This is a genomic window from Herbidospora sakaeratensis, from assembly GCF_001570525.1.
GTDB lineage: Bacteria > Actinomycetota > Actinomycetes > Streptosporangiales > Streptosporangiaceae > Herbidospora > Herbidospora sakaeratensis.
Genome location: NZ_BBXC01000017.1, coordinates 47721 through 71408, shown reverse-complemented (window position 1 = coordinate 71408; position 23688 = coordinate 47721). Strand labels below are relative to the sequence as shown.

The 23688-nt window shown below is 70.8% G+C and carries 23 protein-coding genes and 1 pseudogene; 14 read left to right on the top strand and 10 right to left on the bottom strand.

Features of this window, described 5'->3' with window-relative positions; all coding sequences use genetic code 11:
- The 3 genes from AW271_RS27470 to AW271_RS27460 form a co-directional block, all read right to left on the bottom strand.
- The coding region (locus tag AW271_RS27470; RefSeq protein ID WP_245653224.1) for a TadA family conjugal transfer-associated ATPase at nucleotides 1-1030 on the bottom strand (1030 nt) is incomplete at its 3' end.
- Nucleotides 1027-2064 (bottom strand): septum site-determining protein Ssd, encoded by a 1038-nt coding sequence (ssd, locus tag AW271_RS27465; RefSeq protein ID WP_062340502.1) that lies wholly within the window; start codon nucleotides 2062-2064, stop codon nucleotides 1027-1029. The genes ssd and AW271_RS27470, both read right to left, overlap by 4 nt.
- Before the next feature lie 712 nt (nucleotides 2065-2776).
- Nucleotides 2777-3541: a Fic family protein gene (locus AW271_RS27460; RefSeq protein WP_245653223.1), complete on the bottom strand. Its 765-nt coding sequence runs from the start codon at nucleotides 3539-3541 to the stop codon at nucleotides 2777-2779.
- A gap of 294 nt (nucleotides 3542-3835) precedes the next feature.
- Between AW271_RS27460 and acs the strand changes: the two genes are divergently transcribed.
- The 5 genes from acs to AW271_RS27435 all read left to right on the top strand — a co-directional run bounded on the left by acs (nucleotide 3836) and on the right by AW271_RS27435 (nucleotide 8945).
- The gene (gene acs / locus AW271_RS27455; RefSeq protein WP_062340500.1) at nucleotides 3836-5794 is read left to right on the top strand and encodes an acetate--CoA ligase; all 1959 of its coding nucleotides are present in this window, start codon (nucleotides 3836-3838) and stop codon (nucleotides 5792-5794) included.
- A gap of 161 nt (nucleotides 5795-5955) precedes the next feature.
- Nucleotides 5956-7119: a Na+/H+ antiporter NhaA gene (gene nhaA / locus AW271_RS27450; protein ID WP_245653222.1), complete on the top strand. Its 1164-nt coding sequence runs from the start codon at nucleotides 5956-5958 to the stop codon at nucleotides 7117-7119.
- Between the two features lie 25 nt (nucleotides 7120-7144).
- On the top strand, nucleotides 7145-7591 hold the full coding sequence (locus AW271_RS27445; RefSeq protein WP_062340499.1) for a phage holin family protein: 447 nt from the start codon (nucleotides 7145-7147) through the stop codon (nucleotides 7589-7591).
- Nucleotides 7588-8514 (top strand): alpha/beta fold hydrolase, encoded by a 927-nt coding sequence (locus tag AW271_RS27440; RefSeq protein WP_062340498.1) that lies wholly within the window; start codon nucleotides 7588-7590, stop codon nucleotides 8512-8514. Before AW271_RS27445 ends, AW271_RS27440 begins: the two co-directional genes overlap by 4 nt.
- The gene (locus AW271_RS27435; protein ID WP_062340497.1) at nucleotides 8511-8945 is read left to right on the top strand and encodes a DUF309 domain-containing protein; all 435 of its coding nucleotides are present in this window, start codon (nucleotides 8511-8513) and stop codon (nucleotides 8943-8945) included. The genes AW271_RS27440 and AW271_RS27435 overlap by 4 nt, the downstream gene beginning before the upstream one ends.
- Here the strand turns inward: AW271_RS27435 and AW271_RS27430 are convergent.
- On the bottom strand, nucleotides 8886-10094 hold the full coding sequence (locus AW271_RS27430; protein WP_062340496.1) for an MFS transporter: 1209 nt from the start codon (nucleotides 10092-10094) through the stop codon (nucleotides 8886-8888). The two genes, AW271_RS27435 and AW271_RS27430, sit on opposite strands and share 60 nt — an antisense overlap.
- Before the next feature lie 365 nt (nucleotides 10095-10459).
- On the opposite strand from AW271_RS27430, the gene AW271_RS27425 reads away from it, so the two are divergent.
- On the top strand, nucleotides 10460-11419 hold the full coding sequence (locus AW271_RS27425; RefSeq protein ID WP_062340495.1) for a helix-turn-helix domain-containing protein: 960 nt from the start codon (nucleotides 10460-10462) through the stop codon (nucleotides 11417-11419).
- A gap of 4 nt (nucleotides 11420-11423) precedes the next feature.
- Here the strand turns inward: AW271_RS27425 and AW271_RS27420 are convergent, their stop codons facing one another.
- Complete coding sequence (locus AW271_RS27420; RefSeq protein WP_062340494.1) at nucleotides 11424-13007, bottom strand: ABC-F family ATP-binding cassette domain-containing protein; 1584 nt, start codon at nucleotides 13005-13007, stop codon at nucleotides 11424-11426.
- Nucleotides 13008-13086: 79 nt separating this feature from the next.
- Between AW271_RS27420 and AW271_RS27415 the strand changes: the two genes are divergently transcribed.
- Nucleotides 13087-13761, top strand: a complete 675-nt coding sequence (locus AW271_RS27415) for a TetR/AcrR family transcriptional regulator (protein ID WP_062340493.1) — start codon at nucleotides 13087-13089, stop codon at nucleotides 13759-13761.
- Here AW271_RS27415 and AW271_RS27410 read toward each other — a convergent pair.
- Nucleotides 13758-14948 carry a MarP family serine protease gene (locus AW271_RS27410; protein WP_232320070.1) on the bottom strand — a complete coding sequence of 397 codons (1191 nt, stop codon included), beginning with the start codon at nucleotides 14946-14948 and terminating at the stop codon, nucleotides 13758-13760. The genes AW271_RS27415 and AW271_RS27410 overlap by 4 nt on opposite strands.
- A gap of 111 nt (nucleotides 14949-15059) precedes the next feature.
- Here AW271_RS27410 and AW271_RS27405 point away from each other — a divergent pair, with 111 nt between their 5' ends.
- Nucleotides 15060-15605 carry a HEAT repeat domain-containing protein gene (locus AW271_RS27405; RefSeq protein ID WP_062340492.1) on the top strand — a complete coding sequence of 182 codons (546 nt, stop codon included), beginning with the start codon at nucleotides 15060-15062 and terminating at the stop codon, nucleotides 15603-15605.
- Here AW271_RS27405 and AW271_RS27400 read toward each other — a convergent pair.
- Nucleotides 15555-16199 carry an NUDIX hydrolase gene (locus tag AW271_RS27400; protein ID WP_062340491.1) on the bottom strand — a complete coding sequence of 215 codons (645 nt, stop codon included), beginning with the start codon at nucleotides 16197-16199 and terminating at the stop codon, nucleotides 15555-15557. The two genes, AW271_RS27405 and AW271_RS27400, sit on opposite strands and share 51 nt — an antisense overlap.
- A gap of 37 nt (nucleotides 16200-16236) precedes the next feature.
- Nucleotides 16237-16941, bottom strand: a complete 705-nt coding sequence (gene nth, locus AW271_RS27395; RefSeq protein WP_062340490.1) for an endonuclease III — start codon at nucleotides 16939-16941, stop codon at nucleotides 16237-16239.
- 75 nt (nucleotides 16942-17016) lie between these two features.
- On the opposite strand from nth, the gene AW271_RS27390 reads away from it, so the two are divergent.
- The 3 genes from AW271_RS27390 (at nucleotide 17017) to AW271_RS27380 (ending at nucleotide 18908) form a co-directional block, all read left to right on the top strand.
- A complete protein-coding gene (locus AW271_RS27390) occupies nucleotides 17017-17454 on the top strand; it encodes an RNA polymerase sigma factor (RefSeq protein WP_062340489.1) in 438 nt (145 codons plus the stop codon).
- Nucleotides 17455-17486: 32 nt separating this feature from the next.
- Complete coding sequence (locus tag AW271_RS27385) at nucleotides 17487-18212, top strand: hypothetical protein (RefSeq protein ID WP_062340488.1); 726 nt, start codon at nucleotides 17487-17489, stop codon at nucleotides 18210-18212.
- Nucleotides 18213-18311: 99 nt separating this feature from the next.
- Nucleotides 18312-18908 carry a hypothetical protein gene (locus tag AW271_RS27380; RefSeq protein WP_062340487.1) on the top strand — a complete coding sequence of 199 codons (597 nt, stop codon included), beginning with the start codon at nucleotides 18312-18314 and terminating at the stop codon, nucleotides 18906-18908.
- A gap of 32 nt (nucleotides 18909-18940) precedes the next feature.
- Here the strand turns inward: AW271_RS27380 and AW271_RS27375 are convergent.
- Together AW271_RS27375 and AW271_RS27370 are read right to left on the bottom strand one after the other, a co-directional pair.
- Nucleotides 18941-20242, bottom strand: a pseudogene (locus AW271_RS27375) (NAD(P)-binding domain-containing protein); the annotation flags it as partial.
- Nucleotides 20131-20670 carry an OsmC family protein gene (locus tag AW271_RS27370; protein ID WP_062340486.1) on the bottom strand — a complete coding sequence of 180 codons (540 nt, stop codon included), beginning with the start codon at nucleotides 20668-20670 and terminating at the stop codon, nucleotides 20131-20133. The gene AW271_RS27370 and the pseudogene AW271_RS27375, both read right to left, overlap by 112 nt.
- A 46-nt stretch (nucleotides 20671-20716) precedes the next feature.
- Here AW271_RS27370 and metX point away from each other — a divergent pair, with 46 nt between their 5' ends.
- From metX to AW271_RS27355, 3 genes are read left to right on the top strand one after another with little or no spacing between them, the layout of a single operon-like run.
- On the top strand, nucleotides 20717-21901 hold the full coding sequence (metX, locus tag AW271_RS27365; protein WP_245653221.1) for a homoserine O-acetyltransferase MetX: 1185 nt from the start codon (nucleotides 20717-20719) through the stop codon (nucleotides 21899-21901).
- Nucleotides 21898-23220, top strand: a complete 1323-nt coding sequence (locus AW271_RS27360; protein ID WP_062340484.1) for an O-acetylhomoserine aminocarboxypropyltransferase/cysteine synthase family protein — start codon at nucleotides 21898-21900, stop codon at nucleotides 23218-23220. Before metX ends, AW271_RS27360 begins: the two co-directional genes overlap by 4 nt.
- Complete coding sequence (locus tag AW271_RS27355; RefSeq protein ID WP_062340483.1) at nucleotides 23217-23687, top strand: CoA-binding protein; 471 nt, start codon at nucleotides 23217-23219, stop codon at nucleotides 23685-23687. The genes AW271_RS27360 and AW271_RS27355 overlap by 4 nt, the downstream gene beginning before the upstream one ends.
- Nucleotide 23688: the final 1 nt, after the last annotated feature.

Sequence of the window (23688 nt, the reverse complement as noted above, 5' to 3'; positions counted from 1 at the left end):
CCAGCAAACAGATCTCCGCCACCCGCCGCACCCCCGTCCCCGGGTCTCGCACCACGTGGATCACCGCGTCCAGCGCCGCCGCCAGCTGACTGTGCACCGCCTCCCGGCTGAGCCCGGCCGCGCACGCCAGCGCCTCAAGACGCGGCGGCACGTCAGCGGCTGTGTTGGCGTGCAACGTCCCGCACCCGCCCTCGTGCCCGGTGTTCAGGGCGGCCAGGAGGTCGACCACCTCGGCCCCGCGGACTTCGCCGACCACGACCCGGTCAGGCCGCATCCGCAGTGCCTGCCGCACCAGGTCCCGGAGCGTCACCCCGCCCACCCCTTCGAGGTTCGGCGGACGCGTCTCCAGCCGCACCACGTGGGGATGCGCCGGCCGCAGCTCCGCGGAGTCCTCGACCAGCAGCAACCGCTCCCCGGGATCGGCCAGCGACAACAACGCCGACAGAAGGGTCGTCTTCCCCGTCCCCGTCCCGCCCGACACGACGAACGCCAGCCGCGCCCGCATCATCGACCGCAACACCTGCGCCCCGACCCCGGTCACCAGGTCGTCGAGCCCATAGGTGTGCCGTGGCGGCAGGCGCAACGACAGGCAGGTCCCCTCCGCAGAGACCGGCGGCAGCACCGCGTGCAAGCGCACGCCACCGGCCAGCCGCGCGTCGACATAGGGGCAGGCGTCGTCGAGACGCCTCCCGGCCGCCGCCGCCAGCCGTTGCGCGAGACGCCGCACGTCGTCGTCCGAGCGAAAGACGACGGACGTCTTCCGCAACCCGCCCCCGTCGTCGACCCACACCTCCCGGGGTCCGTTGACCAGCACATCGGTCACCCCGGGTTCGGCGAGCAGGCCCTCAAGAGGGCCGGCCCCGATCAGTTCGGCCCGGAGCACCCGGGCGACGGCCAAGACCTCGGCATCGCCCAGGACCGCCCGTTCGGCCCGCAGGGCGGCCGCCACCTGGGCCGGTGAGGGGTCGAGGCCGTCTCGGGCCAGCCGGACGCGGACCGCCTCCAGCAGCTCCGCCGACACCGTGCTCACGACACCGACAACCCGGCCAGCAGTTCCCCGCAGAACCGGCCCAGCGGCGTGCGCTTCAGCGGCGGGGCGTCGCCGCGGTCGAGGACCTCGGCCAGGCCGCGCTGTTCCGGCAGGAGCCCGGCCAGCGGCACGCCCAGCGATTGGGCCACCACGCCGGGGTCGAGGCTGCCGCCGCGCACGACCACCCGGACGTCACCCGAATGCTCGCGTACTCCGGCCAGAGCCTGGCCGGCGGCCAGCACCCCGCGCACATCTGCGGAAACCACCAGCAAGGCCACCCCGGACCGCGAAAGCGCCTCTTCCGCTCCGGCGTCGACGAACCGTGGCAGATCGACCACCACCAGGTCGCAGCCGCGCCGCGCCGCTTCGAGCACCGCGCGCATGGCCTCGCGAGGGATGCGCATCGGCTCGCCCCGGTGCCATGACAGGACAGTCAACTCGCCGAAGGTCGGCAGCGCCCCCTGGAGGGCCGCGTAGCTCACCCGTCCCTCTCGTCCCACGATGTCGGGCCACCGGGCGCCGGTCGCCTCCTCCTGGCCGAGCACCACGTCGATGCCGCCGCCGAGCGGGTCGGCGTCGACGAGCAGGGTGCGGGAGCCCGATCGGGCGGCGGTCAGGGCCAGGGAGGCGGCCAGCACGGTCGCCCCCACGCCGCCCCGGCCGCCGGCCACGCAGACCACCGCGCCGGCGCGGGAGGAGGGCTCGGCGGCCTCGGCGAACTCGTCGACGAGCAGGCGTTCGGCGTCGGGCAGCTCCAGAACGGCGGACGCCCCGACCGACACGCAGCGCCGCCACATCGACGGATCGGCCGGGTCGGACGTCACCAGCAGCACCCCCTGCCGGGGCGGCGGGCCGGTGGCGGCGAGGGCGTCGGCCAGGTCGGCCCCTACGACGACCAGCGGCGCGGTGCGCCAGCGGGGACGGGCCTGGGCGGCCTCGTGGGCGACGTCGAGTTCGACCCCGGCGGCCGCGGCCACCCGCAGCAGGTCGTCGAGCAGGTCGCGGTCGGCGGTGACGGCCAGCGGGCGGTGCATGGGCGGGGGCTCCTCGGTCGAAGGTCGGAAGCCTCACGGTGCCGACCGGCCGAAGATCAGAAACGCCCGAACCAGGGGTCTGTGGATAAAGGTCGCCCTGTGGAAAAAGGGGGCGACCCCCGCCGGGGGGGAGAGCGGGGGTCGCCGATCGGTCCGGCTCCGGGGGGGTAGAGCCGGTCCCGTGTGATGAAAGCTTTCATCAGTGGGCCAGGGCATGGCAAGGGACTTGCAAAGGTGCCCTGTGCACAGTCACTCCCACACTGGGAGATAACACCGTATGCTGCCCGATCCGCCCGAGTTTCGTCGAGGAGCAATCTGCAATTTGCGGCAGTTTTTTTGGGCTTGCCGCACGCGGCGGGAATGCGGCCACACGGTCACGGTCAGTGATCACTGTCAGAAGGGGACGGGATGTATCGATCCATTGCCCCACATGGCCCCAAACCACACCAGAAGCCGTAATCGGCGGATTCCGGGCTCAGTAAAGGTCTTGCTCGGAGGGGTTCCCAAGTGCGCAGTTCCGACGTACAAAGGGCGTACGGACCGAGTGTCCGGGTACGGCCGCCGGGCACCCACGTGCGACCAGCCGCGGGAGGCGTGTCGTTGCGGGCTTGTCCCGTTTCGACAAAATCAGGTGCACGCTTGGTAACCCGGCTCGACGTACTGGCGACGGCGTCCCATTCCAGGGACGCCGTCCGCTTGTGTCCGGAATTGTTTAACGCGACAGCGCTTCACAAATGGCCGTGGTCTCCCTGACGCCGAGTACCACAGCCCGCGCACAGTGGACCACCCACGCCGCGACCCCCTCGGGCGTCCCGGTCAGATAGGCCTTCAGCGCCTGGGTGTACGCCCCCATCGACTCCCGGTGCCCCACCTCGACCGCCACGAGCGACTTGGGGTCGAGGCCGTGTTCGACCAGGCTGAGCCGCTCCGCCGCCCGCGCCACCAGCCCGTCGGCGACGCCGAACGGCCGCAGCGCCACGATCTCGGCGTGCACGATCGCGCCCAGCACCAGCGCGGGGGCCTTCGTCGAGGTCAGCCCGGCCAGGGCGGCCATCCGCGCGGACACGTCGGCCGGAGCAGGCCCGATGCCCAGGGGATCGGCGACCGTGGGCCCTGTCCGCGGCCGCCCCGGATCGGCGAGCAGCCCCGCGGCCGCGAGCGTGTGGAGCCGCGCCAGCACCTGCGGCGGCGCCGACCGCCACAGCGGCCCGAGCCGCCCCAGCTCGGCGGAGACCCGCAGCGCCCCCTGCGCCACCGGATCATCGGCCTCCCCGGCCCGCAACGTGCCGAGGGGAACGTCGACGCCCTCCAGCTCGGCGGAGGCCCGGGCGCCGCGCAACGCCGACTCGGCCGACACCTCGGGCTGCCGCCTGCGCAGAATGCGATGCCGATAGAGCACGTCGACGGCCTCCCGGGCCTCCGACACGGCCTCCGGCACCCCGGGCAGTCCAGCCACCACGACCAGCGGATCACTCACCCGCCCGACCCTATGGCAACACCCCATCCGTTACGGCTCCGCCCACCCCGGCACCGCCCGCCGCCCCCGGCCCGCGCCGCGTCTGGCGCCAGCCCCCGCCCCCGGTTCGCACCGTCACGAGACCCTCCCAAAGGCCCAAAGACCACCCCAGCCCCCGAAGACCGTTCAACGACGAGCTGGCACCGCTGAACGAAGTCGGGTTTGACTCCCCAGGGCCCAGTCACGTGTCATTAACACCCGATACGGCACGATACGAAGAAGTAAGGCCAGAGAAATTTCGGTAAGGAGTTCGCGGTGACGGAGTCCCAGGAAACGCTGTCGAACCTGTTGCAGGAGAACCGCCGGTTCGAGCCGCCCGCGGAGCTCGCGGCGGCGGCGAACGTCACGGCGAGCGCCTACACGGAGGCCGCGGCCGACCGGCTGGCCTTCTGGGAGGCGGCGGCCGACCGGCTGACCTGGGCGGAGCGCTGGCACACCACGCTGGAGTGGGAGGCCCCGTTCGCGAAGTGGTTCGTGGGCGGCAAGCTGAACATCGCCTACAACTGCGTCGACCGGCACGTCGAGGCCGGGAACGGCGACAAGGTGGCCTTCTACTGGGAGGGCGAGCCCGAGGGTGACAGCCGTGTCATCACCTATGCCGACCTGCAGAAAGAGGTCTCGAAGGCGGCCAACGCGCTGACCGAGCTCGGGGTCGGCAAGGGCGACCGCGTGGCGATCTACATGCCGATGATCCCCGAGTTGCCCGTCTCGTTGCTGGCCTGCGCGCGCATCGGCGCGATCCACTCGGTCGTGTTCGGCGGCTTCTCGGCCTCGGCGCTGAAGAGCCGCATCGACGACGCCGACGCCAAACTGGTGATCACCGCCGACGGCGGTTTCCGGCGGGGGGCGCCCAGCGCGCTCAAGCCCACCGTCGACGAGGCCGTCGCGCAGTGCCCGCAGATCGAGAAGGTGCTCGTCGTCCGCCGGACCGGCCAGGACGTCGCCGTCACCGACAAGGACGTCTGGTGGCACGACGTGGTCGAGCGCCAGAGCGACCAGCACACCCCCGAGCCCCACGACGCCGAGGACCCGCTCTACATCCTCTACACGAGCGGCACCACCGGGAAGCCGAAGGGCATCCTGCACACCACGGGCGGCTACCTCACCCAGACGGCCTGGACCCACAACGCGGTCTTCGACCTCAAGCCCGACACCGACATCTACTGGTGCACCGCCGACATCGGCTGGGTGACCGGCCACAGCTACATCGTCTACGGCCCGCTGGCCAACGGCGCGACCAGTGTGATCTACGAGGGCACCCCCGACACCCCGCACCGCGGCCGGTTCTGGGAGATCGTGCAGAAGTACAAGGTCACGATCCTCTACACCGCGCCCACCGCGATCCGGACCTTCATGAAGTGGGGCGACGACATCCCCGCCAAGTTCGACATGTCGTCGCTGCGGGTGCTGGGCTCGGTCGGCGAGCCGATCAACCCCGAGGCGTACGTCTGGTACCGCGAGCACATCGGCGCGAGCAGGACCCCGGTCGTGGACACCTGGTGGCAGACCGAGACCGGCGCGATCATGATCAGCCCGCTGCCCGGCGTCACCGCCGGCAAGCCGGGCGCGGCCATGCAGCCGCTGCCGGGCATCGTCGCCGACGTGGTCGACGACCAGGGCAAGTCGGTGCCGAACGGCGGCGGCGGCTTCCTCGTCGTGCGTGAGCCGTGGCCGTCGATGTTGCGCGGCATCTGGGGCGACCCCGAGCGCTACAAGGAGACCTACTGGTCGCGGTTCGACGGGTTCTACTTCCCCGGCGACGGCGCCAAGCGCGACGACGACGGCGACCTGTGGCTGCTGGGCCGCGTCGACGACGTGATGCTGGTCTCGGGCCACAACATCTCGACCACCGAGGTGGAGAGCGCCCTGGTCAGCCACCCGAAGGTGGCCGAGGCGGCCGTCGTGGGCGCGACCGACCCGGTGACCGGCCAGGCCATCGTGTCGTTCGTGATCCTGCGCGGCAGCGCCGAGGAGAGCGGCGACATCGCCGCCGAGCTGCGTCAGCACGTCGCCAAGGTGCTCGGCCCGATCGCCAAGCCGCGGCAGATCATGGTGGTGCCGGAGCTGCCGAAGACCCGGTCTGGCAAGATCATGCGCCGCCTCCTTCGTGACGTGGCCGAGAACCGGTCGCTGGGCGACGTGACCACCCTCACCGACAGCTCGGTCATGAACCTGATCTCGGAGAAGCTTCCCAGCGCCAAGAGCGAGGACTGATCCACCGTCCACAGCCGGGGCCGTTATCCACAGGTGATAACCCGCCCCGGCTGTGATCGTTCGGCGCTGGGTACAGTGGGCCGAAGGTGTGCCGGGAAGTCTGGTCGGCGATTTCTGGGGGAATCGTCCGGGCATTTCCCCAATCACCTGAGGGGGAGCAGTTGCGCCGTCCACTCCACTACGCGGCGCAGGTCGCCGAAGCTCTGCGGACCGAGACGATCGGTGGCGTGATCATGCTGATCGCCACGGTCCTCGCGCTGATCTGGGCGAATTCGCCCTGGTCGGCGACCTATGAGGCGCTCCGGTCCGTCGTGGTGCCGGGTCCGCTCCACCTCACGCTGTACGAATGGGCGGCCGACGGGCTGCTGGCGATCTTCTTCTTCGTCGCCGGGGTGGAGCTGAAGGAGGAGTTCGTCCACGGGGAGCTGTCCCGCCTCCGCGACGCGATCCTGCCGATCGTGGCCGCGCTGGCCGGGATGGCGGTGCCGGCGCTGATCTACGTGGGGGTGAGCTGGGGAGTGCCGAACGCCATACGGGGGTGGGCGATCCCGACGGCGACCGACATCGCGTTCGCGCTGGCCGTACTGGCCGTGACCGCGTCGGCGCTGCCGGTGGCGCTGCGCGCGTTCCTGCTGACCCTGGCCGTGGTCGACGACCTGGGCGCGATCATCGTGATCGCCGTCTTCTACAGCGAGAAACTGTCCTTCCTGCCGCTCCTGGCCGCCGTCGTGGTGCTCGCCGTCTTCGGCCTGCTCCAGCGGCGCCGGGTCAGATCCGCTTTTCTGTACGTCCTTCTCGGCGTCGCCGCCTGGGTGCTGCTGCACGAGTCGGGCATCCATCCGACCGTCGCGGGGGTGGCCTGCGGGCTGCTCATGAACGTCGGCGGCGATCCGTCGCCCGCCGCCAGGGCCGACCACGTGTGGCGGCCCGTGTCGGCGGGGTTCGCGGTGCCGGTCTTCGCCTTCCTCGCCGCCGGGGTTCCGCTCGATTCGAGCGCCCTCGGAGGCGTTTTCACCGACAGAATCGCTCTCGGCGTGCTTCTCGGGCTCGTCGTCGGGAAGTTCGTCGGTGTGTTCGGCGGTGCGTGGCTCTCGGTACGACTGGGTTTCGCCCGGATCAGCTCCGATCTGGTCTGGCGCGACATCGCGGCCGTGTCGGTCCTCGCCGGGATCGGCTTCACCGTCTCGCTGCTCATCGGCGACCGGGCCTTCCAGGGCGACACCACGGTCACCACCGCCGTGCTGATGGCGAGCGTCATCGCATCGTTGCTGGCCGCGGCGCTGCTCAGAATCCGCGTACGGACGAGAGCACGAGATGATATTTGACAGTCCGCAGAATAGGAGATCCCTGATGCGCGAGGACGAATCGCTCGGCGCTCTGGTCGCCGAGGCGAGCACCCATATTTCGACGCTGGTGAGAGCCGAGATCGAACTCGCCAAGAGCGAGCTCAAGTTCGACGCCAAGCGGGTCGGCATGGCCACCGGCCTGTTCGCCGCCGCCGCGTTCACGCTCCACCTGGTCCTGATCCTGGCCTCCTTCACGATCGCCTACGTCCTGCACGACGCCGTCGGCCTGTCGACGTGGTTGTCGTTCCTGATCGTCACCGTGTTCTACCTGGTGACGGCCGGGGTGCTCGGCTTCGTCGGCTACCGCAGGCTGCAGGGCCTGGCGGGCTTCAAGCGCACCCGGCGCTCGCTGCAGAGCCTCAAGTCCACCGACGAGACGCCGCACATCGAGCCGGTGGCCACGGCCACCGCGGGCGAGGTGGGCGCCCACCGCGCCACGATCGCGTCATGAAACAGGCCCCGGAGGAGAACCAGCTGGTCCGGGCCGAGGGCCCGTGGGAACACCGCTGGATCCACGCCGGGGGCACCCGCTTCCACGTGGTGGAGGCCGGTGAGGGCCCGCTCGTCCTGCTGCTCCACGGCTTCCCGCAGTTCTGGTGGACGTGGCGGCACCAGCTGGAGGCGCTGCCCGCGGCCGGCTACCGGGCGGTCGCGGTCGATCTCCGGGGTTACGGCGCCAGCGACAAGCCGCCCCGGGGATACGACCTGCCGACGCTGGCCGGCGACGCGGCCGGCCTGATCAGGGCCATGGGCGAGACCGGCGCCATCGTGGTCGGCCACGGCTGGGGCGGCTGGATGGGCTGGACGATGGCCGCCCGCGACGCCAAGTTCGTGCGCCGCCTGGTGGTCGTGTCGGCCCCTCACCCGCTGCGGCTGCGCCGGGCCGTGCTCACCGATCCGAAGCAGTTGCGGGCCAGCGGCCACGCGTTCGGCTTCCAGTTGCCGCTCTGGCCCGAACACCGGCTGACCCGCAAGAACGCCGCCCGCGTCGGCCGCCTGCTCGACACCTGGTCGGGCCCCGCCTGGCCCTCCGAGGAGCTCAACCCGGTCTACCAGGACGTCTTCCAGATCCCGGCGTCGGCCCACTGCGCCCTGGAATACCACCGCTGGTTCGCCCGCTCGCAACTCCGCCCCGACGGCCGCCGCTACGCCCGTCAGATGCGCCGCGAGGTCGAGGCCCCCACCCTGCAACTCCACGGCGCGCTCGACCCGTGCATGTTGCCCCGCACCGCCCAGGGCTCGGGCCAGTACGTCGCCGCCCCCTACCGCTGGCGGCTGATCGAGGGCGCCGGCCACTTCCCCCACGAGGAACGCCCCGACGTCTTCAACACCGAACTGACCTCCTGGCTGGCCGACCCCGAGCCCGACCGATGACCCGCGACCGCGACGCCGAGGGCCGGGCCCGCAACGCCCGCCCCCGCGACGCCTACGGCCGCCCCCTCCCCCACGGAGCCGAGGGCGTCGCGCGCGTGCCCGACGACTACGCCCCCACGGCCGAGCAGGCCGTCGCCGACGGCGCCGAGATGCTCCGGCTCGACCGCCCGTTCCACGCCCACGAGATCTTCGAGGGCCGCTGGAAGTCGTGCCCGCCCGACGAGCGCGAACTGTGGCAGGGCCTGGCCCAGATCTGCGTCGGCCTGACCCACCTGCAACGGGGCAACCCGCGCGGCGCGGAGACCCTGCTCGAACGGGGCGCGAGCCGCCTGACCCCGCTTGAGGGCCGCCCCTACGGCATCGACCCGGCGCTAGCCGCCCGAGCGCGGTCGAGCACCGATCTCCTGACCGCCCTGGGAGCCCGGGTCTAGCCGCAGGCCCGGCGCCAGGGCCAGCGTGACCGCGACGGAGGCCACGGCCATCACCGTCATCGCCGTGGCCGGGCTGCTGATCTGCGCCACCGACCCGGCCACCGCCGCACCGACCCCCTGCATGACCATCATCCCCGAGCCGTTCAGCCCGAGGGCGTGCCCGCTGAGGTCGTCGGGTGTGAGGGCCATCAGGCGTTCCTGGAGGAGCAGGCTGGCGGCGTACCCGACGGAGGCGAGCGTCACCGCCGCGACCGCGACCCCGATCGGCGGACCGGTGAAGAACACCAGGTAGGGCACGGCGAGGAGAAGGCGCATCGGAGCGCCCAGCCGCTCCCGCCACCCGGCCGGAATGAACCGCCCGACGAGGGTGTCCCCGATCAGCATGCCGAAGGCGGCGAACGCGAAGAGCACACCGGCGCTGCCGGGGTCGTACGCGACATAAAGGGACTCGCACCCCACGATCAGCCCGTTGGGCACCCAGAGGGCCAGGAAGACATACCGCCGCGGCCGCGACGCCCACAACCGCGAGTTCCCCCGCCAGGTCTCCGCCACCGACGGCCGCCCGGCCGCCCGAGGCGGCCGCTTCGACAACCCGAGCAACACGACCAGCGCCGCGACCACCTCCAGTGCGGCACTGACCAGCAGCGTCTGGACGGGCGTGAGCAGCGCGACCAGCAATCCCCCGGCCGCGAACCCGGCGATCTGCGAACCACCGACGGCCATGTTGAGCACCGAGCGCCCGAGCAGGAACCCGTCCCGCGTGAGAATCTCGTTGAGCAGCCCGTATCGCACCCCGCCGCCGACCGACGCGACCACCCCGACCACGACGAGCACCGCGAACCGCACCGCGATCGGCAGATCGGGAACGGCCTGCACGGCCACCCCGAGTCCGAAGACGAGCGCCAGCCCCGAGAGCGCCATCCGAGGCGGCAGCCGATCGGCCGCCGACATGAGCAACGTCGCCCCCACCACCTGAGCGAGCAACGGCCCGAACATGGCCAGCGCCGACAGCAGCGGCGACCCGGTCGCCTCGAACACGAGCGTCCCGAGCGCGAGATTCCCGATCGTCGACGCCACGACCTGCAACGTGGACGTCGCGAAGAGGGGCGCGAACTCCTTGGTGGCGAACAGCTCCCGATATGTACGCATGAGGAGCACATTCCATCCCCGCAGGTCAGACCGGGTAATGTTTCGCCCGCACGCGAAACCACCACCCCCGAAGGGCCTGAGACAACGGGGTTCGGCCCGATAGCTGTAGATGCCGGACACCCCACACCAAGAGACGACTTATAGCCAGATGCAGGGCGCGTTCCACGGATCGATCACGTCGCGGTCCCGCAGTCACACCGCGAGGCGGTAGCGGGTGAAACCCGTCGCCAGACCCCCGCACGGGACGACTCTGGTGCCGGCGACACTGGTGCGGGCAGCATCAGCCCAGGGCGACACCAGCCCGGAACGACGCCGGTGCGAAGCAACAGGACGGGGAACGGGCAAGTCGGTTCGGGAGGGTATGCATGGGTTGGTGGCAGATCGGTGCGGACACGTTGGCCGGGAGCAGGTTCGTCGTCTCGCCGCTGGCCGAGACCACCGCGTGCATGTTCGCCCTGGGCCACGCCCACCCCGCCCACCCCGGTGAGCAACACTGGTTCGACCGGCACGCCGACCGCTTCAAGGCCCGTCTCGCCGCCGACCCCCTGGACGACCTGCTGATGCGCGCCGCGAACGGCGCCGAGTGGGTCGCCGACTTCCTCGTCCCCGCCCCGACGGGCACCGGCGAGCCCACGTTCGCCGACGAGGTCGCCACCATCCGCGCCACCCCGCCCGACGTCGTCTACGCCGACCTCGAGGTCTCCCTCGGCAGGATGCTCCCCGGCCCGCTGCGCCGCGACGACCTGGCCCGACGAGCCGCCGACGTACTGGAATGGGTGTGGCAGGAAGCCGTCGAACCCACCTGGGACAGACGCAGGCGCATCCTCGAAGCCGACATCATCGGCCGGATCGGCAGTCTCAGCATGGGCGGCTGGGAGGCGGCGCTCAACGACCTGCGGCCGGGCATGCGCTGGCTCGGCGACAGCAGGTTGCAGATCAACACGACCAGCAACCCGCCCCGCGACCTCGCGACGGCGCGGCTCATGTTCGTGCCGGTCACGCCCCGGCACCGCTGGGTGGCGTGGGAGCATCCGCACCGGTATGCGGTGATCTATCCGGCCGCGGGCGTGCTCACCGAGGTGCGGGAGGTGTCCGCGCCGCTGGGCCGCCTGCTGGGCACCGCCCGCGCGACCGTGCTGGTCCTGCTCGACACGCCCAAGAGCACGACCCAGCTCGTCGCGCTGACCGGCCAGGGGCTCGGTTCGGTGGGCCGCCATCTGAAGGTGCTGCTCGACGCGGGGCTGATCGAACGCCGCCGGGCCGGCAAGTCGGTGCTCTACTACCGCAGCCGCACGGGCGACGCCGTGGTGGCCTCGTCGGAGTGATCGCCTACCAGACCGGTTCGGCGCTCTCGTAGACCGTCCCGTCGGCTCCGAAGATCAGGAACCGGTCGAAGTCGGCCGCGAACCAGCGGTCGTGGGTCACCGCCAGCACCGTGCCGGTGAAGCCCGCCAGCCCTTGTTGCAGCGCCTCCGCGCCGGCCAGGTCGAGGTTGTCGGTGGGCTCGTCGAGCAGCAACAACGTCGCCCCGGACAGTTCCAGCAGGAGGATCTGCAGGCGGGCCTGCTGCCCGCCCGACAGGGTCTCGAAGGGCTGGTTGGCGGCGGGGGCGAGCTCGTATCGCGCCAGCGCGGCCATCGCCTCGTTGAGGATCAGGGCGTCGGCCGCCATGACCAGGTCGACGGGCCGGCGGCCGTGCAGGTCGGGCCGGGTGTGGGTCTGCACGAAGCGGCCGGGCCGCACCCGCGCCCCGAGCCGGACCGCCGGGTGCGTCCCGTCGTACGCCGACTCCAGCACCTGCAGGAACGTCGACTTGCCCGACCCGTTGGAGCCCAGCACGCCCACCCGCTCGCCGAACCAGACCTCGGCGCCGAACGGTTCGGTCAGCCCGGTCAGCTCCAGCCCTTCGCAGGTCACGGCGCGTTTCCCGGTCCGCCCGCCGCGCAGCCGGATGCGCACGTTCTGGGCCTTCGGCGCGCGTTCGGGCGGCCCGGCCTGCTCGAAGCGGCCGAGCCGGGTGCGGGCGGCGCGGTAGGCCGACGACAGGGCGTCGTTGTTGGCCGACGTCTGCCGCAGGGTGTGCACGAGCCGCCGGAGTTTGGCGTGCTCCTCGTCCCAGCGGCGGCGGCGCTCCGCCAGCCGGTCGATGCGGTCGGCGCGGGCGGCGGCGTAGGTCGCGAAGCCGCCGCCGTGGATCCAGACGCCGCGGTCCTCCACGGTGACGACGCGGTCGGCCACGTTCGCCAGCAGTTGCCGGTCGTGGGAGACCAGCAGCACCGTCTTGGTGGACGCGGCCAGCCGGCTCTCCAGCCACTGCTTCCCGGCGACGTCGAGGTAGTTGTCGGGCTCGTCGAGCAGCAGCACCTCGTCGGGGCCGCGCAGCAGCGCCTCCAGGACGAGCCGTTTCTGCTCCCCTCCCGACAGGGTCGTGACCGGCCGCTCGCGGACCGCGTCGAAGGGCAACCCCATCGCGGCGGTCGCGCACACGTCCCAGACGGTCTCCATGGCGTAGCCGCCGGCGTCGGCGTAGTCGGCGACGGCCTGCGCGTAGCCGAGCTGGGCCGCCTCGTCGTCGCGGGCGGCCAGCGCCGCCTCGGCCGCCGACACGGCGGCGGCCGAGGCCCGCACGTGCCGGGGCGCGACCGACAGCAGCAGGTCGTGGACGGTGCTGCGGTCGCGGATGCTCCCGACGAACTGCCGCATGACGCCGAGCCCGCCGCTCTGCGTCACCCGGCCGTCGCCGGGCCGCAGATCACCGGCGATCAGCCGCAGCAGGGTGGTCTTGCCCGCGCCGTTGGGCCCGACGAAGCCCGCCTTCACCCCGTCGCCCACCCGGAACGACACGTCGTTCAGGAGCAGGCGGCCGTCGGGCAGGACGTAGGTCAAGTGATCGACGTCGACGTGTCCCGGCATGACGAACCCTCCACCGGATCGTTGTTCGAGTGACCGGACCAACGATCCGGTACTCGAACGTCATACTAGACTCGGCCGGGTGAACGCGAGAACCGGTGGGGTGTGGCTGCGGACGTCCAGCCGAGAAGACCGGGGCGGCCCCCCGCTGAGCAGGCAGCGCATCGTCGAGGAGGCCGTGGCGCTGCTCGACGAGGAGGGCGCCGACCGGCTGACCATGCGGCGGCTGGCCGAGCGGCTCGGCACCGGCTCGACCACGCTCTACTGGCACGTGAAGACCAAAGACGACGTGCTCGACCTCGCGCTCGACGCGATCTTCGCCGCCGTCCCGATCCCCGAAGACCAGAACTGGCGCGCCGGCGTCACCCGCCTGATCGGCGACTGGCGGGCCACCCTGCTGCGCCATCCCTGGTCGGCCGCGCTACTGGGCCGCCCGATGCTGGGGCCGAACGTGCTGGCCAGAAGCGATTTCCTGTACGCCGCCCTCATCGGCGCCGGAGTGGTCGAGCCCCACCTCACGGCGGCCGCGTTCGGGTTGTCGAACTACGTCGTCGGCTCGGCCCTCATGCAGGCGACCTGGCTGCTCAACGCCGACGCCGAGACCCGCGACGCCGCCCGCGACCACATGGACCACCAGCGCGACCGCTATCCGGCCCTGGCCGCGCACGGCCCGCTGACCGCGACCGACGGCTGGGACGAGAGCTTCGAACGCGGCCTCGGCTGGTTGCTCGACGGCGTCGAGGCGACGATCGGTTAGTCGCAGTCCTGCGTGTCGACCCGGGCGACGGCCGCGCTGCCGTCTTCGGCGTCGGTGCGCACCTCTTCGGCCGTCAGCGCGTAGCCGGTGTCCTTCTGGTCGGTGGCGGCGGCGAAGATGACCCCGAAGACCCGCCCGTCGGGGGCGAGGAGCGGGCCGCCCGAGTTGCCCGGCTGCACCTCGCCGCGGATCGCGTAGACCTCGCGGTCGACGGTGTGGCGGTTGTAGATGTCGTAGGACTCGGCGGGCTGCTTCACCCGGATGCGGGCCGGCTTGATGGTGAAGCCGTGGCCCTTCGGGTAGCCCGCGATGATGGCGTCGTCCTTCGACTCGGCCGCCATGTCGAACTTGAGCGGGTTGACGTCGAGCGACTCGACGTAGAGCACCGCGATGTCGCGGTCGGGGTTGTAGAGCACGACCCGGGCGTCGTGGCTGGCGCCCCGGTAGTCGGTCACCCGCAGGTCCTGCGACACGCCGGCCACGACGTGGGCGTTGGTCATGATGCGGTGGGGGGCGTAGGCGAAGCCGGTGCCCTCGATGCGCTTGCGGCACGTCGGAGCGGTGCCCTGCACCTTCACGATCGCGCGGCGCGCCCGCGCCAGCTGCGGGTCGTTGATGATGCTCTCGTCGGGGGCGGGCACGTCGACGAACTGCGCGCCGCCGATCGCGGTGAACACCTCGGGCCACGGAGAGGCGTCGACGAACTCGCGGAAGCCGCGCGTCAGGTCGCGGGCCGCCTCGGGCATCGCCTGGTCCATCGTCTTGAGCAGCAGGGAGTCGTTCACCTGCTGCTTGGGCAGCGGGAAGTTCATCGAGATGATGAGCGAGCCGATCAGCCAGGCGAACACCAGCACCGACAGGCCGCTGGCGAGGGAGCCGCCGAAGGCGTCGATGACCCGCGCGGGTTCCCAGGTGACGTGCGAACGCACGACCGCGCCGATCGTCGAGGACGCGAACTGGCCGACCGTCGCGGCGAGGAACACGATGACGATGGCGAGCAGCGCGCGTTCGGTCTCACCGTTGACCAGGGCGCCGGCGATCGGCGGGGCGATGAACATGCCGACCAGCGCGCCGCCGGCGAAACCCACGAAGCTGAACGCGCCGATGATGAAACCCTGGCGATATCCCGACACCGCGAAGGCCAGAATCAGGCCGATCAGGATGAGGTCGAGCAGATCGCCTTGCACGCCTGTATTCCACCTCTATCGCCACCGGGCCCGGCCACCACCCTTAACCGTATCCAGCCACGCGCGGTCTCGTGCACGGGTTCTTCGCAGTCCACTCGATATCGTGACGCCATGGGGGGACCTGTTGAGGAACTGATCCAGACCGCACTGGCCGATGACGACCCGGACGGCCCGACCCGCTGGGACGCCATCGCTGCCCTGCAGGAACGCGGTGACCTGGAGACTTTCACCGCCGCACGACGCCTGTGCGCCGCCGACACGGCCGCGGAGAGAGTTCTCGGAGTCGACATTCTGGGGGAACTCGGGCGTGACCGGCCGTTCGCCGACAAGACCTTGCCGGTGCTGCGTTTCCTGGCCGCGAGCGAGACCGAACCTCGCGTGCTCTACTCGGTGCTCATCGCCTTCGGTCATCTGCGCGACCCGCGGGCGTTGCCCTCGGTCATCGAGCTCGCGTCCCATCCGGAGGCGACGGTGCGCTACGGCGCCGCGTACGCCCTGCCCAACGTCATCGGCCGCCCGGCCGACCCGGCGGGGGTCGCGGCGCTGCGCCGCCTGGCCGCCGACCGCGACGACGACGTGGCCGACTGGGCGACGCTGGGGCTGGCGCTAACGGGAGGCGAGGTTCACGACGTCAGGGGGCAGGTCCTCGATCCGTGACCGGTCCCACGGCACCTCGAAACCGCAGGTGGCGAGCATGCCGTCGAGCACTCCGGCGGTGAAGCCCCACACCAGCAGGCCGCGCACGCGGAACGCGGGGCCGAGGAACCCGCTCGGGTGACGCAGCTTGAACCGGTTGGCGGGGTCGACGAGTTCGGCGACGGGCACCCGCTCGACCGACTCGACCTCGTCGGGTGAGGCGGCGTGGACGGCACAGGGGGTGTGCCACCAGCCGATGACGGGGGTCACGCGGTTGTCGCTGTGCGAGAGGTAGAGCTCGGGCATGGTGCCGAGCACCTCGACGCCCTCGGGGTCGAGGCCGGTCTCCTCGGCGGCCTCGCGCAGGGCCGCGCCGACCGGGCCGTCGTCTTCGGGGTCGACCCCGCCGCCGGGGAAGGCGGGCTGCCCGGCGTGGTTGCGTCCGTTGGAACTGCGCTGGATGAGCAGGATGTCGGGCCCGGCCGGGCCGTCGCCGAACAGCAGCAGGACGGCGGCCCTGCGGCCGCCGTCTTGTGGTGGGCGCATCGCCAGGGGGACGGGGCTCCGACCGGCCTTCTCCGCCGCTTCGGTGATCCAGGCCGGTACGTCGGTCATGGACAGTGCAACCGCGCGCGCCCCGCGAAGCTTCCCGTCACGAGAAGGGCCCCGACCGCACCAGCTTGGCGGCGGTCTCGGGGTCGGTCGGCCCGGTGCCGTAGGAGGGGCAGAGCGCGGCCAGCGGGCACGCGCCGCAGGCCGGTTTGCGGGCGATGCAGATCCGGCGGCCGTGCCAGATGATGCGGTGGGAGAAGACCGTCCACTCCCTCTTCGGGATGAGCTGCCCGATCTCCTGCTCGATCTTGACCGGGTCGAGCTCGCCCTCGATCCACCCGAACCGCCGCACCAGCCGCTGGAAGTGCGTGTCGACGGTCAGCCCCGGCACGCCGAACGCGTTCCCGAGCACGACGTTGGCGGTCTTGCGCCCGACACCCGGCAGCGTGACGAGGTCGGCCATCTTCCGCGGCACCTCTCCGCCGAACCGGTCCCTGATCGCGATCGACAACCCGATCACCGACTTGGTCTTGGCCCGGAAGAACCCGGTCGGCCGCAGGATCGCCTCCATGTCGTCGGGGTCGGCGACGGCCATGTCGTCGGGCGTCGGATACTTGGCGAACAGCGCCGGGGTGGTCAGGTTGACCCGCACGTCGGTCGTCTGCGCCGACAGGACCGTCGCCACGAGCAGCTGGAACGCGTCGGCGAAGTTGAGCTCGCAGTGGGCGTCGGGATAGGTCTCGGCCAGGATGCGGTTCATCTTCCGGGCCCGCCGCACCAGCCCCAGCCGGGTCTCAGTCGCCATGGCCCCAGCGTAGGGGTGATATCCACGCGCTTCGCGACATTCACCAGGTGACGGCACCTGAAGAGAGGACGGCGCGTGGATGACGAGGCGCGCTTCACCGGCATGTTCCAGGAGCACGACGAATCGGTCCTGCGGTACGCCTGGCGCCGCGTCGGCCCGGCCGACGCCGCCGACATCGCCGCCGAGACGTTCAAGATCGCCTGGGAGAAGTACGACAGGGTTCCACACGACCAGCCCTTGCCCTGGCTCTACGCCACCGCCCGGAATCTCACCCTGAACCTGATCCGGCGGACCAACCGCCGCGACGCGCTCACCACGTTCGTCGCCGGCACCGAGGCCGACCACGCGGCCGAGGTCGCCACCCGCCAGGCGGCGCTGGCCGCCTTGAACAGCCTGAGCGAGAGCGACCGGGAGCTGGTGCTGCTGATGTCGTGGGAGGGCCTCGATCTCGCCCAGGCCGCGAAGGTCGTCGGCTGTTCGCGGGCGACGGCGGCCATGCGCCTGCACCGCTGATCCTGGTCACCGTCACCGCCCTCCTGGCGGTCATGTTGCCGATCGTCCTGCGGCCCGGTTCTGGAGCCCCCTTCGTCCTGGGGCCGGCCAAGGCCGTGGCGTTCGCCGATCAGGGCGACCACATCGACGTCCGGATCGTCGATCCCAACGCCGACCCCCGGCGTTACCGCGAGGACTTCGCCGCCCACGGCCTGAGGGTGAACCTGCTCATGGAACCCGCCTCCCCGAGTCTGGTCGGGAAGGTGACCGGCATCTTCTCCCCGGACCGGGCGGTCGACTTCCACCCCGGCGGCTTCGAGGTCGCGGGCCAGTGGATCACGGCGATCGAGGGCCCCGGGTGCGGAAACTTCTGGTGCATGGACGGAATCAGCATCCCCGTCGATCTGCGCAGTCCCCTGGAACTCATCGCCGGACGCCCCGCCCGGCAGGGTGAGCGACACGTACTCGTTGGCGACCCGGCCGCACGGGGTGAGGCTCTGGAGGGAGAGGACCTCACGAACCTGACGGTCGCCGGGGCCAGGGACCTCCTCCGGGAGCGGAACGTCTCCGTCGAGACCTACTACGCGTCCCCCGAAGGGGTTCGGGGTGACTGGGACTTCACCGACCACGTCCTCCAGCCCGCGGACATCCCGGAGTCCTGGTTTGTGCACGAGACGTGGGGCGGCCACTACCCCGGCACCGTGCGGCTCGTGGTCGCGGCCGAGCCGACGGATCGGCCGTTGTGGAACTTCCTGCGGTCGCTGATGTTCTGGAGGTAAGTGATCACGTACTTCACTGCTCGAAAACAGTTGAATTGTTATTTTTTAGCCGGATTATGGGAGTTTCCTGAGAGACCTCTGATCCCTGAGAGCGGAACGATGCACAAGTTACTGGGAGCCCTCGCGCTCACCACGGGCCTCCTCGTCGCCCCCACCACGGCGCAAGCGGCCCCCACCCCCTCCCCGAGCCCCACCCCCGCGGTCAAGGGACCGTGCTGGGCCGGGTCGTGGACGGTGACCAAGGCGACCGCCGAAGTCGTCGGCAAGAAGCACAACTTCTTCGCGGAGGGCGGCGCCGGCATCAAGGCGACCTTCACCCGCGAGGGCAAGTACGTCGCCGCCCACTTCGACTTCCGCACGTCGGCCCCCCTGACCGGCGGCGCCACCTTCAAGCTGAAGGGCCGCGAGAACTTCACGTACACCTTCGGCGGCCACGGACCGCACACCCACGGCAAGGTCGCCCTCAAGCCCCGCACCGGCAACGTCGGCGCCAGATTGGAGCGCTCCGGCGGCGGCAAGGGCTTCGACGGGCTGCTCCGCGACGCCGTCGCGCACAACGAGGACCTCGGGGCGATCCCCCGCAAGGGCACCTACACCTGTGTCCCCGGCAAGTCGCTGCGCTTCGACACGCACGGCAAGTCGGGCCGGACCGTCATCACGATCAGGTGGGAGCTCACCCGCTCCTCCGTGGTCTAGGAGCCGCCTCACGCGGCCCGCACCGCGTGGGGTCAGCGAAGTCCCCGGACGAGGTGCCCGATCACGTCCCGGGCGTCGTCTTCGATCCCGCAGATGAAGGTCGACCCGCGCCGCCGCAACACCGGCAGGCCGAGGGCGTAGAGGCCGGCACCGACGACACCCCCGTCGTGGACCAGCGCCCCCTTCTCGTCGACGACCGGCACGTCCAGCCACGAGTAGTCAGGACGGAAGCCGGTGGCCCAGACGATCGAACCGATCTCCCCTGACCGCAGATCGAGCCGCCAGCGGGCCGACTTCGGTACGCGAGTGGGCTCGTGCCGTTCCCCCGGAACGGTGCCGGCCCACTCGTCGAAGGCGTCGAGGAGACGGGTGAGCTTGAGGTCGGCCAGCGCCGCCACGTTGCGCAGCCCTCCGGAGAACAAGGCCGCGCCGTCGCGGATCGCGGACAACCGGCCGACCAGTTCGACCCCCATCGCGGTCAGCGCGTTCAGGTCGAGCGTCGACCCGGCGACCAGCTGGGGCGACGGCAGCCGCCGCGCCCGCGTCAGGTCGTCGAGCTCGTCGTAACGCTGCGCCCAGACGCCCGCGTGGTGCATCCACCAGAGCACGTCGCGGTCCCGGTAGACGCGCGGCAGGCGCACGTGCTCCCCGGCCGAGAGCACGACCGGGCGGCCCGACCGCTGGATCTCGGCCGCGAGCTGCACGCCCGTCGCCGACGCGCCCACGACGAGCACGCCCCCGTCCGGCAACCGGGAGGGGTTCCGGTAGTCGAACGGGGTGACCTGCTCGACGCCCGGGGGCACGTCGAAGGACGGGACGACGGGACGGTTGCAGGCGCCGCTCGCGATGACGACCGTGCGGGCCCGGATCGGGCCCTCGCTCGTCGTCAGCGTGTAGCCCTCGGAGGAGCGCCGCACCGATGTGACGTTCACACCGGTGCGGACCGGGACGTCCTTGGCGGACCGTTCCAGCAGGTCGACGACCTCGCCCATGTCGGCGTAGCCGTCGGGGTCGGGACCTTCGTAGGCCGCGCCGGGGAGGCGGCTCAGCCAGTTGGGGGTCAGCAGCCGCAGCGAGTCCCACCGCTCGTGCCGCCACGAGTTGGCGACCTCGCCGCGCTCCAGCACCACGTGGTCGACCGAGGCGGCGGTCAGGAAGTGACTGGCCGCGAGGCCGGCGTGACCTGCCCCGATGACGGCCGTGGTGACGTACACGACGGACCTCAGGCGACTTCGACGGTGACGTTGGTGGGGTTGGTCAGCGCGTCGAAGACGGCCGAGCGCTTCTGCGACTGGGCGACCAGGGCCTCGATCTCGGCCTTGGAGGCGTCGGCGTCGATCGTGAAGGTCACCTTGATGTCGTTGAAGCCGTTGCGGACGTCGCTGTCGGCGCCGAGGATGCCGCGGATGTCGTGGTCGCCCTCGACGACCGACTCGACCGAGTTCAGCTTGATGCCGCGGTTCTGCGCGACCGAGGCGACGCCCGCGGTCAGGCAGCCGGCCAGGCCGACGAGCAGGTACTCGATCGGGGTGATGCCGTTGTCCTCCGCCGCGAAGATGGCGGGGTGGTCGGCCTCGAAGACCGACTCGTTCTTGTGGCTCTGCTCCTGGCCGAGGCCGAAGAACTTCTCGATCTTGGTGGTGCTGTGGACGCCGTGCTGCCACTTCGAGCTGGCCCGCCAGGTGAACTGGGCGGCCTCGGGCGCGCCCTTCAGGACCTCACGAGCGTCCAGCAGGGCCTGGACGTTCACTCCGTTCGACATGATCCCCTCATTTCCTACAGGTTAAATGAACAATACAATGAAACCCATGGGCTCCATAGGTTTCGTTGAAACTCAGTACCTCGACCTGCACGGTCCGATACGCCTCGACAGCGGGCGGGAGCTGCGCGACGTACGCGTGGCCTACGAGACCTACGGCACCCTCTCCCCCGAGCGCGACAACGTCATACTCGTCTGCCACGCCCTGAGCGGCAATGCCCATGCGGCCGGTTCGGCGAAGACCGCCCCCGAGGCGAGCGCCCGCGACGGCTTCGGAGCCGAAGACCGCGACGGCGCGCAGGGGAAGGGGCTGGGCTGGTGGGACGGGATGATCGGGCCGGGAAAGGCTTTCGACACCGACCATTACTTCGTCGTGTGCACCAACCTTCTCGGCGGCTGCAACGGCACGACAGGCCCTTCCACCATTGACGACGCCACCGGCCGCCCCTACGGATCGCACTTCCCGGTCGTCACCGTGGCCGATATGGTCCGCACCGAACGCGCCTTCCTCGACGCGCTCGGGATCGAGCGTCTCGCGGTCGTCGCGGGGGGTTCGCTGGGCGGCATGCAGGCCCTCGAATGGGCGGTCCAGTACCCGGGTCAGGTCGACTCCATAGTGGTCATCGCCTCCACCCACGCCCTCCACCCCCAGGGTTTGGCGTGGAACGCGATCGCCCGCGAGTCCATCATGCGCGACCCCGACTGGCAGGGCGGCCACTACTACGGCACCGGCCGCAAGCCCGACGCCGGCATGGGCGTGGCCCGCATGGTCGGCCATGTGACCTACCTTTCCGGCCCGGCCCTGACCGACAAGTTCGGCCGCCGCCTCCAGTTCGCCGACGACATCCGGCACACGATCGTCGAGCCCGAGTTCGAGGTCGAGAGCTACCTGCGCCACCAGGCCGACTCGTTCGTGAAGCGGTTCGACGCCAACAGCTACCTCTACATCTCCCGCGCGCTCACCTACTTCGACCTGGCCAGGGAGCACGGCGGCGGCTCGCTGGAGAAGGCGCTGGAGAACGTCCGGGCGCGCACGCTGCTGATCTCGTTCAGCTCCGACTGGCTCTATCCGCCGGAGGCGTCGGACGAGATCGCGGCCGCGCTGACTAATCTGGGCAAACCGGTGGAGAACCACCTCATCGACGCACCTTATGGGCACGACTGCTTCCTGCTGGAGGAAGCACGGCAGACCCCTCTCATCCGTGATTTTCTGGCGAGGAAGATGGCTTCGTGAGCGACAGACCTTTTCGTACCGAAGAAGCCCGGGAGTTCGGGTTCGAGACCCGCCAGCTCCACGCGGGACAGCGGCCCGATCCGAACACCGGCGCCCGCGCGGTGCCGATCTTCCAGACCACCAGCTACGTCTTCGAAGACCCCGAGTCGGCGGCGGCCTACTTCAACCTCCAGGAGTACGGCAACACCTACTCCCGGATCATGAACCCGACCACGGCGGTGTTCGAGGAGCGGGTGGCCAACCTGGAGGGCGGCACCGGCGCGGTGGCGTTCGCCAGCGGCATCGCCGCCCAGGCCGCGGCGCTGTTCACGCTGCTGGAGCCGGGCGACCACGTGGTCTCCTCCTCGGCCCTCTACGGCGGCACGGTCAACCAGCTCAAGCACCTGTTCCGCAAGATGAACGTCGAGCTGACCTGGGTCGACCCCGACGACCCCGACGCCTGGCGCGGCGCGGTCAAGGCCAACACCAAGGCGTTCTACGGCGAGACGATCGGCAACCCGGGCGGCAACGTCCTCGACATCGAGACCGTCGCCACGATCGCCCACGAGCACGGCCTGCCGCTGATCGTCGACAACACCTTCGCCACGCCCTACCTGTGCCGGCCGATCGAGTGGGGGGCCGACATCGTCGTCCACTCGGCGACGAAGTTCATCGGCGGCCACGGCACCAGCATCGGCGGCGTGGTCGTCGAGGCGGGCACCTTCGACTGGTCGAACGGCCGCTTCCCGGTCATCGCCGACCCGTCCCCGGCCTACCACGGCCTGAAGTTCCACGAGACCTTCGGCGAGTACGGCTACCTGATGAAGCTGCGCGCCGAGACCCTGCGCGACCTGGGCGCGGCGATGTCGCCGTTCAACGCGTTCCTGTTCCTCCAGGGCCTCGAGACGTTGTCGCTGCGCATGGACCGCCACGTCGAGAACGCCCGTCAGGTGGCCGAGTTCCTCGACGGCCACGAACTGGCCTCCAACGTGACCTACCCGGCGCTGGCGTCCAGCAAGTACAAGCCGCTGGTCGAGAAGTACCTGCCGCGCGGCGCGGGCGCGGTGTTCTCCTTCGAGTGCGCCGGCGGCCGCGAGGGCGGCCAGTCGTTCATCCGCGGCACGTCGCTCTGGTCCCACCTGGCCAACGTGGGCGATGCCAAGAGCCTGATCATCCACCCCGCCTCCACCACCCACCGGCAGCTCGGCGACGCCGAACTGGCCGCCACCGGCGTGGGCGCCGGCACGATCCGCCTGTCGGTCGGCACCGAGTCGGTGGCCGACCTGATCTGGGACCTGGAGCAGGGTTTCGCCCACGTCGAGAAGGGCCTGAGCGCATGAAGTACCAGGAGCCGCAGGACATCCAGCGGGTGGTCAACACCGCCCGGAGCGTCGCGGTCGTCGGCCTGTCGGGCAACGAGCTGCGGGCCAGCAACTTCGTCGGCTTCTACCTCAAGCGCCACGGCTTCACGGTGTTCCCGGTCAACCCGCGCGAGAAGGAGATCCTCGGCGAGACCTCCTACCCGAGCCTGGCCGACATCCCCGAGCCGGTCGACGTGGTGAACGTCTTCCGCGCGCCCGACGCCGTGCCCGGGATCGCCCGGGAGGCGGTCGCGATCGGCGCCAAGGCGTTGTGGCTGCAGTTCGGCGTGATCAGCGAGGAGGGCGCCCGGATCGCCGAAGAGGGCGGCCTCACCGTGATCATGGATCGCTGCATGAAGATCGAGCACGCCCGCTACCTGGGCCGCATGCACTGGCTGGGGTTCAACACCGGGCGGATCACGTCGGTCCGCACCGGCATCCACTGAC